Consider the following 13,981-nt stretch of genomic DNA (forward strand, 5'->3'; position numbering starts at 1 on the left):
CGATCAGTGCGTCGGCGCGGGGCGGGCCTCGCCCCGGCGCCGCTCCATATAGGTCTTGACCACCAGTGTCAGCAGCGCCATGCAGGCCAGCAGCGCCGCCGCCGTGAAGGCGGCCACGGTCTTGTAGTCGTCGTTGAGCTGTTCGATCAGCAGCGGCAGCGTCAGCGTCTTGCCCCGGATGGCGCCCGCCACCACCGACACCGCGCCGAACTCGCCGACCGCGCGCGCATTGGTGATGACCGCGCCGTACAGCAGGCCCCACTTGATGTTGGGTAGCGTCACGCGGCGGAAGATCTGCCAGCCGCTGGCGCCTAGCGTCAGCGCGGCCAGTTCCTCTTCCTGGCCTTGCGCCTGCATCAGCGGAATCAGCAGGCGCGCGACGAACGGCGAGGTCACGAACACCGTCACCATCAGGATGCCGGGCCAGGCGAACATCAGCTGCACGCCGTGGCCGCTGAGCCAGCGGCCGAAGATGCCTTCCAGGCCGTACACCACCAGGTAGCACAGCCCGGCCACCACCGGCGAGGTGGCATAGGGGATGTCGACCAGCGCCACCAGCAGGCGGCGGCCACGGAAGTCGTAGCGCGTCACGCACCAGGCCAACAGCACGCCGAACACCAGGTTGACGGGCACGCTGACCACCGCGGCCAGCAAGGTCAGGCCGATGGCCGCGCGCATGTCGCTGGCGCCCAGGTTCTGTAGCAGGGCGTCGAAGCCGCCGGCGATCACCCGGGCGAAGATCAGGGCCAGCGGCAAGGCCAGCAACAGCAGGGCGGCGAGCAGGCCGGCGCCGATCAGCAGGCGGCGCGGCCAGGGGGAAGGGCGCGTCATGGCTCAGATCCCCGGCACGCGCTGCCACGGCAGCAGGCGGCCCTGCAGCACCTGCAGGGCGAACAGCAGCAGCAGCGAGGCCGCCAGCACCACGGTGGCGATGGCGGCGGCGGCGGGGTAGTTGTATTCGGCCAGGCGGCTGAAGATCATCAACGACGTCACCTCGGTCTTGTAGGGAATGTTGCCAGCGATCATGACCACCGCGCCGAACTCGCCCAGGCTGCGGATGAAGGCCTGCGAGCCGCCGGTGAACAGGGCCGGCACCAGCGCCGGCAGCAGGATGCGCCAGGCGGTCTGGCCCGGGCTGGCGCCGAGCGTGCGGGCGGCTTCCTCGTATTCGGCCCCGATGTCGGCCAGCACCGGCTGCACCGAGCGCACCACGAACGGCAGGCTGGTGAAGATCATGGCGATCACCAGGCCCGGGAATGCATACGAAATCTTGATGCCCAGCGGCGCGAACCATTGGCCGACCCAGCCGCCCGGCGCCAGCAGCACCGACAGGGTCAGCCCGGCCACGGCCGTGGGCAGCGCGAACGGCAGGTCGATGGCGGCGTCCAGCAGGGCCCGCCCGGGGAAGCGGTAGCGCACCAGGATCCAGGCCAGCAACAGGCCGATGACCAGCACCACGGCGGTCGAATAGAACGCCGCCAGCAGCGTGACGCGGTAGCTGGCGAGCACGCGCGGGTCGGTGACGGCCTGCCAGTACTGGCCCCAGCTCATCTGGCTGCTGTAGAGCGGCAGGGCCGACAGCGGCAACAGGATCACGAGCGTGATGAACAGGCTACTGACGCCGAAACTGAGGCCGAAGCCGGGCAGGACGGGATGCTGCCGGAAGAACGTGGACATGCGGACCTGAACGTAAAAACGCCAGCCACCCTCGCGGGCGGCCGGCTGACGAGACGGAAGGCGGGGATCGACGCGGCGTGTCAGCGGCCGGCGCCCAGCAGTTGGTCGAGCACGCCGTTGGCGGCGAAGTGGGTCTTGGTGATCTGGTCCCACGAGCCCAGCACGTCCTGCGGATTGATCAGCCGGATCGACGGAAAGCGGCTGGCCGCGGCCTTGACCGCCTCCGGGTCATGCACCCGGTAGTTGAAATCGGTCAGCAGTTTCTGGATGGCGGGCGAGTACTGGAACTGCAGATAGGCCTCGGCGACCTTGCGCGTGCCTTTCTCGTCGGCGACCTTGTCGACCACCGCCACCGGGAACTCGGCCAGCACGCTGACCGGCGGCACCACCACCTCGAAGCCCTGCGCCTTGAACTCGTCGCCCTTGGCGATGTTGTTGACCTCGGATTCGAAGGTCAGCAGCGCGTCGCCCTGGTTGTTCTGGGCGAACGCCACGGTCGCGCCGCGGCCGCCCGTGGGAAAGCTCTCGACGTTCTTGAGCAGCTTGCCGACGAAGGCGCGGGTCTGCGCGTCGTCGCCCTTGAATTTCTCGTTGGCGTAGAGCCAGGCGCCCAGGTACGAGTAGCGCGCGTTGCCCGAGGTCTTGGGGTTCGGGAACACCAGCTTGACGTCGTCGCGCACCAGGTCGTCCCAGGTCTTGATGTTCTTGGGATTGCCCTTGCGCACCAGGAACGCGATGGTGCTGTAGTAGGGCGAGCTGTTGTTGGCGAACTTCTTCTGCCAGTCGGCGGCCAGCAGCTTGTTCTGCGCCAGGATGTCGACGTCGGGCACCTGGTTGAAGGTGACCACGTCGGCCTTCAGGCCCTGGATGATCGACTGCGCCTGGCGCGAGGTGCCGGCGAACGACTGTTCGATCGTGACGTCCTGCCCGGTCTTGGCCTTCCAGTCGGCCTGGAATTTCGGATTGATGGCGGCGAACAGTTCGCGCGCGATGTCATAGGACGTATTGAGCAGGGCCTGGGGCGCTTGCTGGGCTTGCGCGGCGCTGGCGGCCAGGGCCGTCAGCGTCAGGGCCGAGGCGAGCAGTCGTTTGAGCAAAGGGCTTCTCCGGATGAAAGGCGCTACGCGGGAAACCCGCGGCCGGGGCGGAAGGCCCCGATACCGCATGATGCTTATGCCGCCCGGTATTTGGAAATATTCAATTACCGTTAACTCATAGCCGGGCGTTGTAACCGGCGCGCCGCACCCGCGTTTTCCGGCATGTGGCGGTTTCTCGGACCGGAGGCGCTCACGATGCGTCCCGGGACGGGTAGGCTGCGCGGCAAGGACATGGCCACGGTCTTTCGGGGGCCGATGACCGCGCTCAAGCCGGGCCGCAGTGGCGGCGGCCAGATGGCCGAAGTCATGCGGATCCATGGCGCCATCAACGGCCAGCCCGCCTGCGCCAGGCGGCCTGACCCGATGCGCGGGCTTGATGCGGATCAAGCCCGCGCATCGGCCGCGGCCGTTGGCGCGTTTCCGAACGTCCTACAAGGCGCCGCGCACCTTTTTGGCCGGATCCTGCGTGCTACCATCGGCGCCTTCGAGGGGATGCGAATGCACACGGGCGCCAATACCGGGAGACGATGGACCGCGTTAGCCGCGGCGTTCCTGTTCGTGTTCCAGGCGCTGATCGCCTCAGCCGCCTTGCCCGGTCCCGGCGCCGCGCCGGGCGCCACCACCATCATCTGCACGGCCAGCGGTCCGCGCGTGGTCACGCTGGACGCCGAGGGCGGCGTCGCGCAGGACGCGCAACAACACAGTGGCGCCTTGCCGCATTGCTGCTTCGCTGGCTGCGCCATGCTCGGCGCCGCCGCGTTGTTAGGGCTGCCGCCGCTGGCCTGGCGCCTGCCCCCGGTGCGGCAGGCGCTGCCGGCGCCCACTGTCGACATCCACTTCTCCAGCGCGCAGGCGCGATTGCCACGGCAGTCGCGCGCGCCGCCCGTCCTGGCCTGAACCCCACCCGTTCCCGTTGTTGCTGGCGCGCCTTGCTTGCGGCCCGCGCGGTCGCGCGCGTCCAGCCCGTTCAGATCCAGAGACTCTCATGCACAAGAACAAGGACATCCTGCGGGCGACCTGCCTGGTCACCGCCCTGGCCGCGTCGTTTCCCGCCTGGTCGCAGGCCGCCGGCGCCGACGCCATCACCATCACCGATCCGGTGGTGATCACCGGCGTCGCCCCGAGCGCGCCGCTGACCTTCACCACCGACCCGAAGATCCCGCGCCAGCCCCTGCCGGCCAGCGACGGCACCGACTATCTCAAGACCATTCCCGGTTTTTCGGCCATCCGCAACGGCGGCACCAACGGCGATCCGGTGCTGCGCGGCATGTTCGGCTCGCGCCTGAACATCCTGACCAACGGCACCTCGATGCCCGGCGCCTGCCCGGCGCGCATGGACGCGCCCAGCTCGTACATCTCGCCCGAGAACTTCGACAAGCTGACCGTCATCAAGGGCCCGCAGACGGTGCTGTGGGGGCCGGGCGCCTCGGCCGGCACCATCCGCTTCGATCGCGACACGCCGCGTTTCGCCGAGCCCGGTGTGCGCTTCGACGGCAGCCTCGTGGGCGGATCGAACGGCCGTAACGACCAGGCCGCCGACCTGACCGTGGGCAACGACAAGGTCTACACCCGCATCACCGCCAACCATTCGCACGCCCAGGACTACAAGGACGGCGACGGCAACAAGGTGCCGTCGCGCTGGGACAAGTGGAACGCCGACCTGGCGCTGGGTTTCACGCCCGACGCCGACACCCTGTACGAGCTGACCGCCGGCACCGGCGATGGCAACGCCCGCTACGCCGGGCGCGGCATGGACGGCTCGCAGTTCAAGCGCGAAAGCTTCGGCCTGCGCTTCGAGAAGCGCAACCTGGGCGGCGTGCTGGACAAGCTGGAGGCGCAGCTCTACTACAACTACGCCGATCACGTGATGGACAACTACACGCTGCGCGCGCCGGATCCGCACGGCATGATGCCGATGGCGATGGCCTCGGACGTGGATCGCGCGACCTGGGGCGGCCGCATCGCCGGCACCTGGAACCTGGCGCCGGACCTGAGCCTGGTGACCGGCCTGGATTTCCAGCAGAGCCGGCACCGCTCGCGCAGCGGCACGGACACGGTCTCGTACCGCTCGCAGAGCTGGGTCAAGGACGCGAGCTTCGCCAACACCGGCCTGTTCGGCGAACTGACCTGGCACGCCACGCAGGACAGTCGGGTCATCGGCGGCGCGCGGGTGGACTGGGCCTCGGCCAAGGACTTCCGGCGCAGCAGCGGGTCCATGATGATGGCCAGGCCCAACCCCACGGCCGGCGAACGCCGCAATGAGACGCTGCCCAGCGGGTTCCTGCGCTACGAGCGGGACCTGGCGGACCTGCCGGCCACGGTGTACGTCGGCCTGGGCCACGCGGAACGCTTCCCGGACTACTGGGAGCTGTTCTCGCCGAAAAAGGGGCCCGACGGGTCGGTCAACGCGTTCCGCGGCGTCAAGCCCGAGAAGACGACGCAGATCGATTTCGGCGCGCAGTACAAGACCGAGACCGTGGATGCCTGGGTGTCCGGCTACGCCGGCTATGTCGACGACTTCATCCTGTTCGACTACGCCAAGAGCCGCATGGGGGGCATGGGCGGCATGGGGGGCATGGGTGGCATGCATGGGGGCCATGGCATGCACGGCGGCTCGACGCAGGCCGCCAACATCGACGCCCGCATCGCCGGCGGCGAACTGGGGCTGTCCTACCAGGCGGCGCCGCGCTGGAAGCTGGGCGCGACGCTGGCGTATGCCTGGGGCCAGAATCGCAGCGACGGCCGCGCCTTGCCGCAGATGCCGCCATTGGAAGCCAAGCTCAGCGCGGCCTACGACGACGGCACCTGGTCGGCCGGCGCGCTGTGGCGGCTGGTGGCGGCGCAGCGCCGCTATGCGCTCAACCAGGGCAACGTGGTGGGCAAGGACTTCGGCCCTAGCGCCGGCTTCGGCGTGTTCTCGCTGAACGGCGGCTACGCGGTCAGCAAGCAGGTCAAGCTGTCGCTGGGCGTGGACAACCTGTTCAACAAGACCTACGCCGAGCACCTGAACCTGGCGGGCGACGCCGGCTTCGGCTTTGCCGCCAACACGGCGTTCAACGAACCGGGGCGCACCGTCTGGGCGCGCCTGAGCTTCAAGTACTGAGCGCCGTCCGGATCCGCTTGAGGTCCCGTTCCAGCTCGATGCGCATCGCTTTCAGCAACGCCCGCGCGTTTTCCGAAAGCGGTGTGCCGGGCCGGAACACCAGCAGGCAGGTGAAACCGATGTCCAGTTCCAGCGGCTTGATGGCCAGCCCGCGCGCCAGGTAATCCAGCGCCATGACCGGATGCACCAGGCCGATGCCCACCCCGTGCAGGGCGAACTCGCAGACGGAATTGGAGTAGGGCGTCTCCAGCACCGGCCGCAGCGCCAGGCCCTGGTCGTGCAGCGCGGCTTCCAGCCGTCGACGGCTGGCGTCCTCGGGGTTGAGCGCGATGAAGGCGTGTTCGGTCAGGTCGCGCAGCGTGATGCGCGGCCGCGCCGCCAGCGGATGGCGGTTGTGCATGGCGATCACGCCCGGCAGCCGCAGGAACTCCGAGTGCTCCAGGCCGGCCACCGACAGCTCGTCGGCCATCAGGCCGAAATCGAGCTGGCCGGCCGCGACCTGCCGCAGCACCTCGCGCGAACTCATGATCTGGAACGACATCTGGATGCGGCGGTCCTGCAGGCCGAAGGCGGCAATGGCGCGCGGCATGAAACCGGTGCCCAGCGCCGGCAGCGAGCCGATCGCCAGGCGCCCGACGCCGAACGATTTCAGGCTGCGGATGCGGTGCTCGATCAGCTCGAAGCCGGCGAAGCAGCGGTCCACTTCCTCCATCAGCGCGCCGGCCTCCTGGGTCGGCACCAGCCGGCCGCGCACGCGCTCGAACAGGCGCAGTTCCGACGAGGTTTCCAGCTTGCGGATGGCCTGGCTCACCGCCGGCTGCGAAATGCCCAGCAGGGTGGCGGCCTTGCTGGTGGTGCCGGCCTGCATCACGGCCCGGAAGACCTGGATCTCGCGCATGTCCATCTATAAGTCCCGCTTATTGACTAAGTTTTTTCGATTGTTGAGGCAATGGCGGGAAAGACAGACACTGGCGCTGTTCCCGATCACTCCTAAGCCCAGCAAATAGAGTAGATGAAAGCTATCAATCAGACTAATAGAGATTTCGCCAGTCTCTCGCCCGCCGTCCAGCGGGCCTCCACCGTGGTGTTCGATTCGCTCGACGCCTTCGTCAACCGCAAGCACCGCCAGCCCGACGGCTTCAGCTACGGCGTCACCGGCACGCCCACGGCGCGCCTGCTGGAAGACCGCATCGCCGCGCTGGAAGGCGGCCGCCATTGCGTCATCACGCCGTCCGGCGCGGCGGCGCTGATGACGGTGGTGATGGGCTTCGTGCGCGGTGGCGACCACCTGCTGCTGTCGGCCGCCAGCTATGGCGCGCTCAAGACCTTCGGCGAGAAATGGCTGGCGCACATGGGCGTGGACGTGGAGCTGTACGACCCGTCCATCGGCGCCGGCATCGAGGCCTTGATCCGCCCGGCCACCCGCATGATCTGCATGGAGGCGCCCGGCACCGTCACCATGGAAATGGTCGACGTGCCCGCCATCGCCGCCGCCGCGCGCCGCCATGGCGTGCTGACCATGATGGACAACACCTGGGCCAGCCCGCTCGGCTTCCAGCCGCTGGCGCACGGTGTCGACTTCAGCGTCGAGGCCGCCACCAAGTTCTTCGGCGGCCACTCCGACGTGCTGATGGGCAGCATCAGCATGAACGACGTCGACCACTACGCCGTGATGCGCGAGACCCAGAGCATCCTGGGCCAACAGGTCAGCCCGGACGATTGCTTCCTGGTGCTGCGCGGCCTGGAGACGCTGGCGCTGCGGCTGCGCGCGCAGAGCGACGCGACGCTGCGCGTGGCCGAGTGGCTGCAAAGCCAGCCGCAGGTCGAGCGCCTGCTGTACCCGCCGCTGCCGTCGGACCCGGGCCATGGCCTGTGGAAGCGCGACTTCCGCACCAACGGCTGCCTGTTCTCGATGGTGCTGGCGCCGGCGCCCGAGGCGGCCTTCAACGGCTTCTTCGAGTCGCTGCGCCATTTCGCCATCGGCGCCAGCTGGGGCGGTGTGCACAGCCTGGCGGCCTATTACCCGGCCGACTTGCAGGCGGGCCGCGCCTACCCGGCGACCGACCGGCCGATCGTGCGGCTATCGATCGGGCTGGAGGATGTGGACACGCTCAAGGACGACCTGCGCGGCGCGCTGGCGGCGTACCAGGCGCGACGCTGAGCGCGCGGCTGGCGCCCGACCCGCCCGGACGGCGCTTTGCGCCGAATCCAGTTCAACACACCGGCCGGCCGCGCATGGCCGACCGGCACGAAGCGCCCCGAGGCGCTCACCACATAGCAAGGGGAATTGCCATGTTCAGCTTCAAGCAGACTTACCGTTGTCTCGCCCTGGCCATCGCGGCCTGCGTGCCGACCGTCGTGCCGGCCCAGGCCGCCGCCCAGTCCGCGGCGCAACCCGAGGCACAAACCGCGACACAAGCCACGACACAAACCGCGACACAAACCGCGACACAAGCGCCCGCCGCCGGCGCCTCGCCGGTGGCGGCGGCCGTCACCCAGGCCAACAGCCCCACCGTCGACCAGATCCGCGCCCGCGGCTACGTCATCTGCGGTTCCGGCCATGGCACCACCGGCTTCTCGGCGCCCGACAAGGACGGCAACTGGAAGGGCCTGGACGTCGACACCTGCCGCGCCATCGCCATCGCGGTGCTGGGCGACGCCAGCAAGACGCGCTTCGTGCCGCTGACCGGCCAGCAGCGCCTGACGGCCCTGCAGACCGGCCAGATCGACGTGCTGCCGCGCACCACCTCGTGGACCCTGCGGCGCGATGCCAACGGCATCAACTTCACCTACCCGAATTACTACGAGTACGACGCCTTCATGGTGCGCAAGGACCTGGGCATCACCCAGACCAAGGACATGAACGGCGCCACCATCTGCGTGCAGACCGGCTCGACCAACGAGGTCACGGTGGCCGACCTGTCGCGCAAGTTCAAGCTGGGCCTGAAGACCGTGCTGTTCGACAACGTCGCGGCCTCGCGCCAGGCGTTCTTCTCGGGCCGCTGCGACGGCCTCATCACCGACGCCTCGGCGCTGGCGGCGGTGCGCGCGACCCAGGCGCAGAACCCGGACGACTACGTGATCTTCCCGGCCAGCGGCCACAGCGAGGCGCTGACGCCGTCGGTGCGCCATGGCGACGACCGCTGGTTCGACATCGTCAAATGGGTCATCCAGGTGCCGATCGCCGCCGAGGACATGGGCATCACCCAGGCCAACGTCGACGACATGCTCAAGTCCGACGATCCGCGCATCGCCCGCTTCCTGGGCACGGAGCCGGGCAACGGCAAGGCGCTGGGCCTGGACGAGCGCTGGGCCTACAACATCGTCAAGCAGCTGGGCAACTACGGCGAGATCTTCGAGCGCAACGTCGGCAAGAACAGCCCGATGAAGCTCGAGCGCGGCATGAACCGCCTGTATCGCGACGGCGGCCTGATGTACCCGTACGTCTTCAACTGAGCGGCGCGCGGGGCTCATCATGTTCAAGCGACTCTGGTTCGACGGCCGCGCCCGGTCCGTCCTGGCGCAACTGCTGATCGCCGGCGCCTTCGTCGGCGCGGTGGGCTGGCTGGCCTGGAACGCCCACGCCAACCTGACCCAGCGCGGCATCGCCATGGGTTTTGACTACCTCGGCGAGGCGGCCCGTTTTCCCATCGCCGAAAGCCTGCTGGCGTACCAGCCGACCGACAGCTACGGCCGCGCCTTCCTGGTGGGGCTGGCCAACACGCTGTACATCTCGGCGCTGGTGATCGCGGCCTCGACGCTGCTGGGCTTCGGCCTGGCGCTGGCGCGCCGCAGCCGCCATCCGCTGGTGACGGGCGTGGCCACGGTCTACCTGGAAGCCGTGCGCAACACGCCGCTGGTGGTGCAACTGCTGTTCTGGTACAGCCTGGTGACGATCAACCTGCCGCCGGCGCGGCAGGCGCTGCAGCCGCTGCCGGGCGTGTTCCTGTCGGTGCGCGGGCTGTTCTTTCCCAGCCTGTCGTTGCAGGGCGATACGCAGCCGCTGTGGTGGGCGCTGGGCGCGGCGGCGCTGCTGCTGTGGGGCGCGTGGCGCCTGGCGCGCCGGTCGGTGGCGCCGCGCATGCCGTGGCGCAGCCTGGGCCTGGTCGCGGCGCTGGCATTGGTGGCCGCCGTGGCGCAGTGGGGCGGCGCCTCGCTGCACGCCGACGTGCCGGCGCTGCGCGGCCTGAATTTTGCCGGCGGCAGCGCCTTCACGCCGGAATTCACCGCCTTGCTGGTGGGGCTGACGATCTACTCGGCCGCGTTCTCCGGCGAGATCATTCGCGGCGGCATCGACGCGGTGCCCGCCGGCCAGTGGGAAGCGGCCCATTCGCTGGGCCTGAAACCCGGCGCCGCGTTGCGCTGGATCGTGGTGCCGCAGGCGCTGCGCGTGATCATCCCGCCGATGACCAGCCAGTACCTGTCCATCATCAAGAACACCACGCTGGCGCTGGCGGTGGGCTACCCGGACCTGTCCTTCGTCATCACCACCACCATCAACCAGACCGGCCAGGCCATCGAGGGCGTGGCGGTGCTGATGGCGGTGTACCTGAGCATCAGCCTGAGCGTGTCGCTCTTCATGAATCTGTACAACCGCCGCATCCTGAGGACGCAACGCGCATGAGCCTGTCCCATCCTTCCTCTCTGCCGCGGGTTCTGCCGCCGCCGGCGGACCGCCGCGACAGCGCCTGGCACCGCCTGTTCGGCAGCGCCGTCAGCGCGCTCGCCACCGTGGCCACGCTGGCGCTGGTGCTGGCCGCGGCCGGCAAGCTGCTGAACTGGGCGGTGCTGGATGCCGTCTGGCCGGGCGCCACGGGCGCCGTCTGCCGCCAGGCCAGCGGCGCCTGCTGGGCCTTCCTGGGCGAGAAGATGCGCCAGATCCTGTTCGGCATCTATCCGCCCGGCGAGCAATGGCGGCCCACCGTGGTCTGCCTGTTCATCCTGGCGATGACGGTGTTTTCGCTCAGCCCGCGCCAATGGCGCGCCCGCACGGCGGCGCTGTGGATCGTCGGCCTGGCGGCCGGCCTGCTGTTGATGCAGGGCGGCGTGTTCGGCCTGGCGCGGGTGCCGACCTCGTCGTGGGGCGGCCTGCCGATCACGCTGCTGCTGGCGGTATGCGCGCTGGGCGCTGGCCTGCCGCTGGGCGTGCTGCTGGCGCTGGGACGCCGCGGCAGCCTGCCGACGGCGCGCTTCATCAGCATCGGCGTGATCGAGTTGATCCGAGGCTTGCCGCTGGTCAGCCTGCTGTTCATGGCCTCGATCGTGCTGCCCATCATGCTGCCGGCCGGCATGACCATCGACAGCCTGCTGCGCGCCGGCATCGCGCTGACGGTGTTCTCGGCCGCGTATCTGGCCGAGGTGATCCGCGGCGGCCTGCAGGCGATCCCGCCCGGACAGGCCGAGGCCTCGCGCGCGCTGGGGCTGTCATGGTGGCAGATGACGCGTCTGGTGGTGCTGCCGCAGGCGCTGCGAAAGGTGATCGCGCCGCTCACCAATACCGCCATCGTGATGATCAAGAACACCAGCCTGGTGCTGATCGTGGGCCTGTTCGACCTGCTCAGCTCAGGGCGCGCGGCGCTGACCGACCCGGCCTGGCCCACGCCCTACGTCGAGACCTATCTCTTCATCGCATCGATCTATTTCTGCATCTGCTTCGGCCTGTCGCGCTATTCGATGTGGCTGGAGCATCGCTATAAAAAAGGGGAACTCCGATGACCACGCCTTGCGCCGCCACGCCGCCCGCCATCGCCATTGCCGGCATGCACAAGTGGTATGGCGACTTCCATGTGCTGCAGGACATCAACCTGCAGGTCCGGGCGGGCGAGCGCCTGGTGATCTGCGGGCCGTCCGGTTCCGGCAAATCCACCATGATCCGCTGCATCAACCGGCTCGAACGCCACCAGCAGGGCTCCATCGTGGTCAACGGGGTTGAGCTGAGCGACGACCTGCGCGCCGTGGACGGCGTGCGCACCGACGCCGGCATGGTGTTCCAGCACTTCAACCTGTTCCCGCACCTGACCGTACTGGAGAACTGCATCCTGGCGCCGACGCAGGTGCGGCGCATGCCGCGCGCGCAGGCGGTGGATGTGGCCATGCGCTACCTGGAGCGGGTGCGCATTCCCGACCAGGCCGGCAAGTACCCGGGCCAGTTGTCGGGCGGGCAGCAGCAGCGCGTGGCCATCGCCCGCTCGCTTTGCATGCAGCCGCGCATCATGCTGTTCGACGAGCCGACCTCGGCGCTGGATCCGGAGATGGTCAAGGAAGTGCTGGACACCATGACCTCGCTGGCCGAGGACGGCATGACCATGCTGTGCGTGACCCACGAGATGGGCTTTGCCCGCAACGTCGCCGACCGGGTGGTGTTCATGGACGGCGGCCGCATCATCGAGATTGGCGAGCCGGGCGATTTCTTCGACAACCCCCGGCATGAACGCACGCGCGCCTTCCTGGAGCGCATCCTGCATTGAGGCGGGCAGGGCGGCGGACGCAGCCATCACGCCCGGGTTTGTTTATGAAAATGGAAACCATTATCATGCATGCCTCTGTCGATTGTGCGTCATGTCCTTGCGTCCGTCCCGTCCCTCCGGCTTCCTGGCCTATTACGAAGAGCTGCTCGCGGTCTGGACCCGCAAGCTGGGCTGCCGCGACGCCGCGCGCGACCTGGCCCACGACGCGCTGGTGAAGTGCCTGGAAACCGACCCGGCGCAGGTGGCGCAGCCGCGCGCCTATCTGCACCAGGCCGCGCGCAACGCGGCCGTCGATCAGTTCCGCCGCGACGGCGGGCAGGAATGGGTGCCGCTTGATACCATTGCCGACCACGCCAGCCCCTTGGGCGACCCGATGGCCCAGGCGCGCACCGGCCAGCTGGGCCAGGCGCTGGAAGCGGCGCTGGCGGAACTGCCGCTCAAGTGCCGCCAGGTGTTCGTCTGGCAGCGGCTGGAAGGCCTGACGCAGGCCGAGATCGCCGAACGCATGGGATTGAGCAAGAACATGGTCGAGAAATACATGATCCGTACCGCGCTGCATCTGCGCGAGCGGCTGGGGGCGTATGCGCCCCACTGACGCCGCATCGCCCGGGCAGGCCGGCGGCGAGGCCGGCGTCGACGCCATCCGCGCCGAGGCGGCGCGCTGGTTCGCGCGCGCCCATTCCGGCGAGTGGGACGCCGCGCAAGAACAGGCGCGCGCCGACTGGCTGGCGGCCGATCCGCGCCACGCCTATGAGTACCGCCTGCTGCAATCGATCTGGCAGGCCGCGGACGCCGTCGCGCCCGAGCGCCTGCGCGCCCTGGCCGAAGCGCCGCGCCGTGCCGCGCGTTCCGGGCGGCGAGCCGCGCTGGCCCTGAGCCTGGGCGCCGCGATCCTCGCCGTGGGCGGCTGGGCGCTGTGGCCGCGCGGCGCGGGCTGGACCGAATACCAGACACGGATTGGCGAACTGCGCAGCGTGGCGCTGCCCGACGGTTCCCGCGCCGAATTGAATAGCAACAGCCATATCCGCGTGCGCTTTGACGATGCCGAGCGGCGCGTGCTGCTGGTGGCGGGCGAGGCGCTGTTCTCGGTCGAGAAGAACGCCGGCCGCCCGTTCGTGGTGGATGCCGGCCTGGGCACCGCGACCGTGACCGGCACGCGCTTCGACGTGCGCCGCGACGCGGACCAAGTGCGGGTGCTGGTGGAGTCGGGTTCGGTCAAGGTGGCCGGCGCGCACGACGCGGCGGCCTTGCCGGTCGCGGCCGGGCAGGGCGTGCGCATCGGCGCGGCCGGGCAGGCCGGAGGGGTCGAGCCCGCCGACGTGGCGGCGACGCTGGCCTGGCGCGGCGGCCAGATCCGCTTCAGCAATACCGACCTGGCCACGGCGGCGCGGGAAGTATCGCGGTACCGGCAGCACCCGATCGTGCTGGGAGCCGGGGTGGCGCATCTCACCGTGACCAGCGTGTTCCAGACCCGCGACACAGACGCCTTCCTGACGGCTTTGCCGCACATCCTGCCGGTGCAGGTGCGCCAGCTGGCCGACGGCCGCAGCGAGATTTCGGCGCGTTGATGCTGTTACAAAATAGTTCGGCCGGGCATTCAGGTTTTTTTGCCGTATTGCGTCTTCTTCTTGATTCCG

13 protein-coding genes are annotated in these 13,981 nt (G+C 69.1%); 9 read left to right on the forward strand and 4 right to left on the reverse strand.

The features are described 5' to 3' along the window. Window positions 1-3 precede the first annotated feature (3 nt). The 3 genes from cysW to cysP all read right to left on the reverse strand — a co-directional run bounded on the left by cysW (window position 4) and on the right by cysP (window position 2,774). A complete protein-coding gene (cysW, locus tag ABFG95_RS28050; protein WP_054502459.1) occupies window positions 4-831 on the reverse strand; it encodes a sulfate ABC transporter permease subunit CysW in 828 nt (275 codons plus the stop codon). A gap of 3 nt (window positions 832-834) precedes the next feature. Beyond that, the gene (gene cysT / locus ABFG95_RS28055; RefSeq protein WP_054430478.1) at window positions 835-1,677 is read right to left on the reverse strand and encodes a sulfate ABC transporter permease subunit CysT; all 843 of its coding nucleotides are present in this window, start codon (window positions 1,675-1,677) and stop codon (window positions 835-837) included. Window positions 1,678-1,757: 80 nt separating this feature from the next. Then, complete coding sequence (gene cysP, locus ABFG95_RS28060; protein WP_063583907.1) at window positions 1,758-2,774, reverse strand: thiosulfate ABC transporter substrate-binding protein CysP; 1,017 nt, start codon at window positions 2,772-2,774, stop codon at window positions 1,758-1,760. Between the two features lie 231 nt (window positions 2,775-3,005). Here cysP and ABFG95_RS28065 point away from each other — a divergent pair, with 231 nt between their 5' ends. Both ABFG95_RS28065 and ABFG95_RS28070 read left to right on the forward strand, forming a co-directional pair. Beyond that, window positions 3,006-3,671: a DUF2946 family protein gene (locus ABFG95_RS28065; protein ID WP_348995189.1), complete on the forward strand. Its 666-nt coding sequence runs from the start codon at window positions 3,006-3,008 to the stop codon at window positions 3,669-3,671. Window positions 3,672-3,759: 88 nt separating this feature from the next. Further along, window positions 3,760-5,877, forward strand: a complete 2,118-nt coding sequence (locus ABFG95_RS28070) for a TonB-dependent copper receptor (RefSeq protein WP_348995190.1) — start codon at window positions 3,760-3,762, stop codon at window positions 5,875-5,877. Here ABFG95_RS28070 and ABFG95_RS28075 read toward each other — a convergent pair. After that, on the reverse strand, window positions 5,867-6,781 hold the full coding sequence (locus ABFG95_RS28075) for a LysR substrate-binding domain-containing protein (protein WP_278992069.1): 915 nt from the start codon (window positions 6,779-6,781) through the stop codon (window positions 5,867-5,869). The genes ABFG95_RS28070 and ABFG95_RS28075 overlap by 11 nt on opposite strands. Window positions 6,782-6,889: 108 nt before the next feature. Here ABFG95_RS28075 and metC point away from each other — a divergent pair, with 108 nt between their 5' ends. The 7 genes from metC (at window position 6,890) to ABFG95_RS28110 (ending at window position 13,912) form a co-directional block, all read left to right on the forward strand. Then, window positions 6,890-8,038 (forward strand): cystathionine beta-lyase, encoded by a 1,149-nt coding sequence (metC, locus tag ABFG95_RS28080; RefSeq protein WP_348995191.1) that lies wholly within the window; start codon window positions 6,890-6,892, stop codon window positions 8,036-8,038. Between the two features lie 131 nt (window positions 8,039-8,169). Continuing rightward, window positions 8,170-9,333 carry an amino acid ABC transporter substrate-binding protein gene (locus tag ABFG95_RS28085; RefSeq protein WP_175145988.1) on the forward strand — a complete coding sequence of 388 codons (1,164 nt, stop codon included), beginning with the start codon at window positions 8,170-8,172 and terminating at the stop codon, window positions 9,331-9,333. Between the two features lie 19 nt (window positions 9,334-9,352). Then, window positions 9,353-10,501, forward strand: coding sequence for an ABC transporter permease subunit (locus ABFG95_RS28090; RefSeq protein ID WP_063580863.1), 1,149 nt, complete (start codon window positions 9,353-9,355; stop codon window positions 10,499-10,501). Next, window positions 10,498-11,592, forward strand: coding sequence for an amino acid ABC transporter permease (locus ABFG95_RS28095; protein ID WP_348995192.1), 1,095 nt, complete (start codon window positions 10,498-10,500; stop codon window positions 11,590-11,592). The genes ABFG95_RS28090 and ABFG95_RS28095 overlap by 4 nt, the downstream gene beginning before the upstream one ends. Further along, window positions 11,589-12,344 (forward strand): amino acid ABC transporter ATP-binding protein, encoded by a 756-nt coding sequence (locus tag ABFG95_RS28100; protein WP_348995193.1) that lies wholly within the window; start codon window positions 11,589-11,591, stop codon window positions 12,342-12,344. Before ABFG95_RS28095 ends, ABFG95_RS28100 begins: the two co-directional genes overlap by 4 nt. A 91-nt stretch (window positions 12,345-12,435) precedes the next feature. Beyond that, window positions 12,436-12,939, forward strand: coding sequence for a sigma-70 family RNA polymerase sigma factor (locus ABFG95_RS28105; protein ID WP_144657361.1), 504 nt, complete (start codon window positions 12,436-12,438; stop codon window positions 12,937-12,939). After that, entirely contained in the window at window positions 12,926-13,912 is a 987-nt protein-coding gene (locus ABFG95_RS28110; protein WP_348995194.1) for a FecR domain-containing protein, read from the forward strand. The genes ABFG95_RS28105 and ABFG95_RS28110 overlap by 14 nt, the downstream gene beginning before the upstream one ends. Window positions 13,913-13,981: the final 69 nt, after the last annotated feature.

This window comes from Achromobacter sp. HNDS-1, assembly GCF_040084795.1.
GTDB lineage: Bacteria > Pseudomonadota > Gammaproteobacteria > Burkholderiales > Burkholderiaceae_B > Achromobacter > Achromobacter ruhlandii.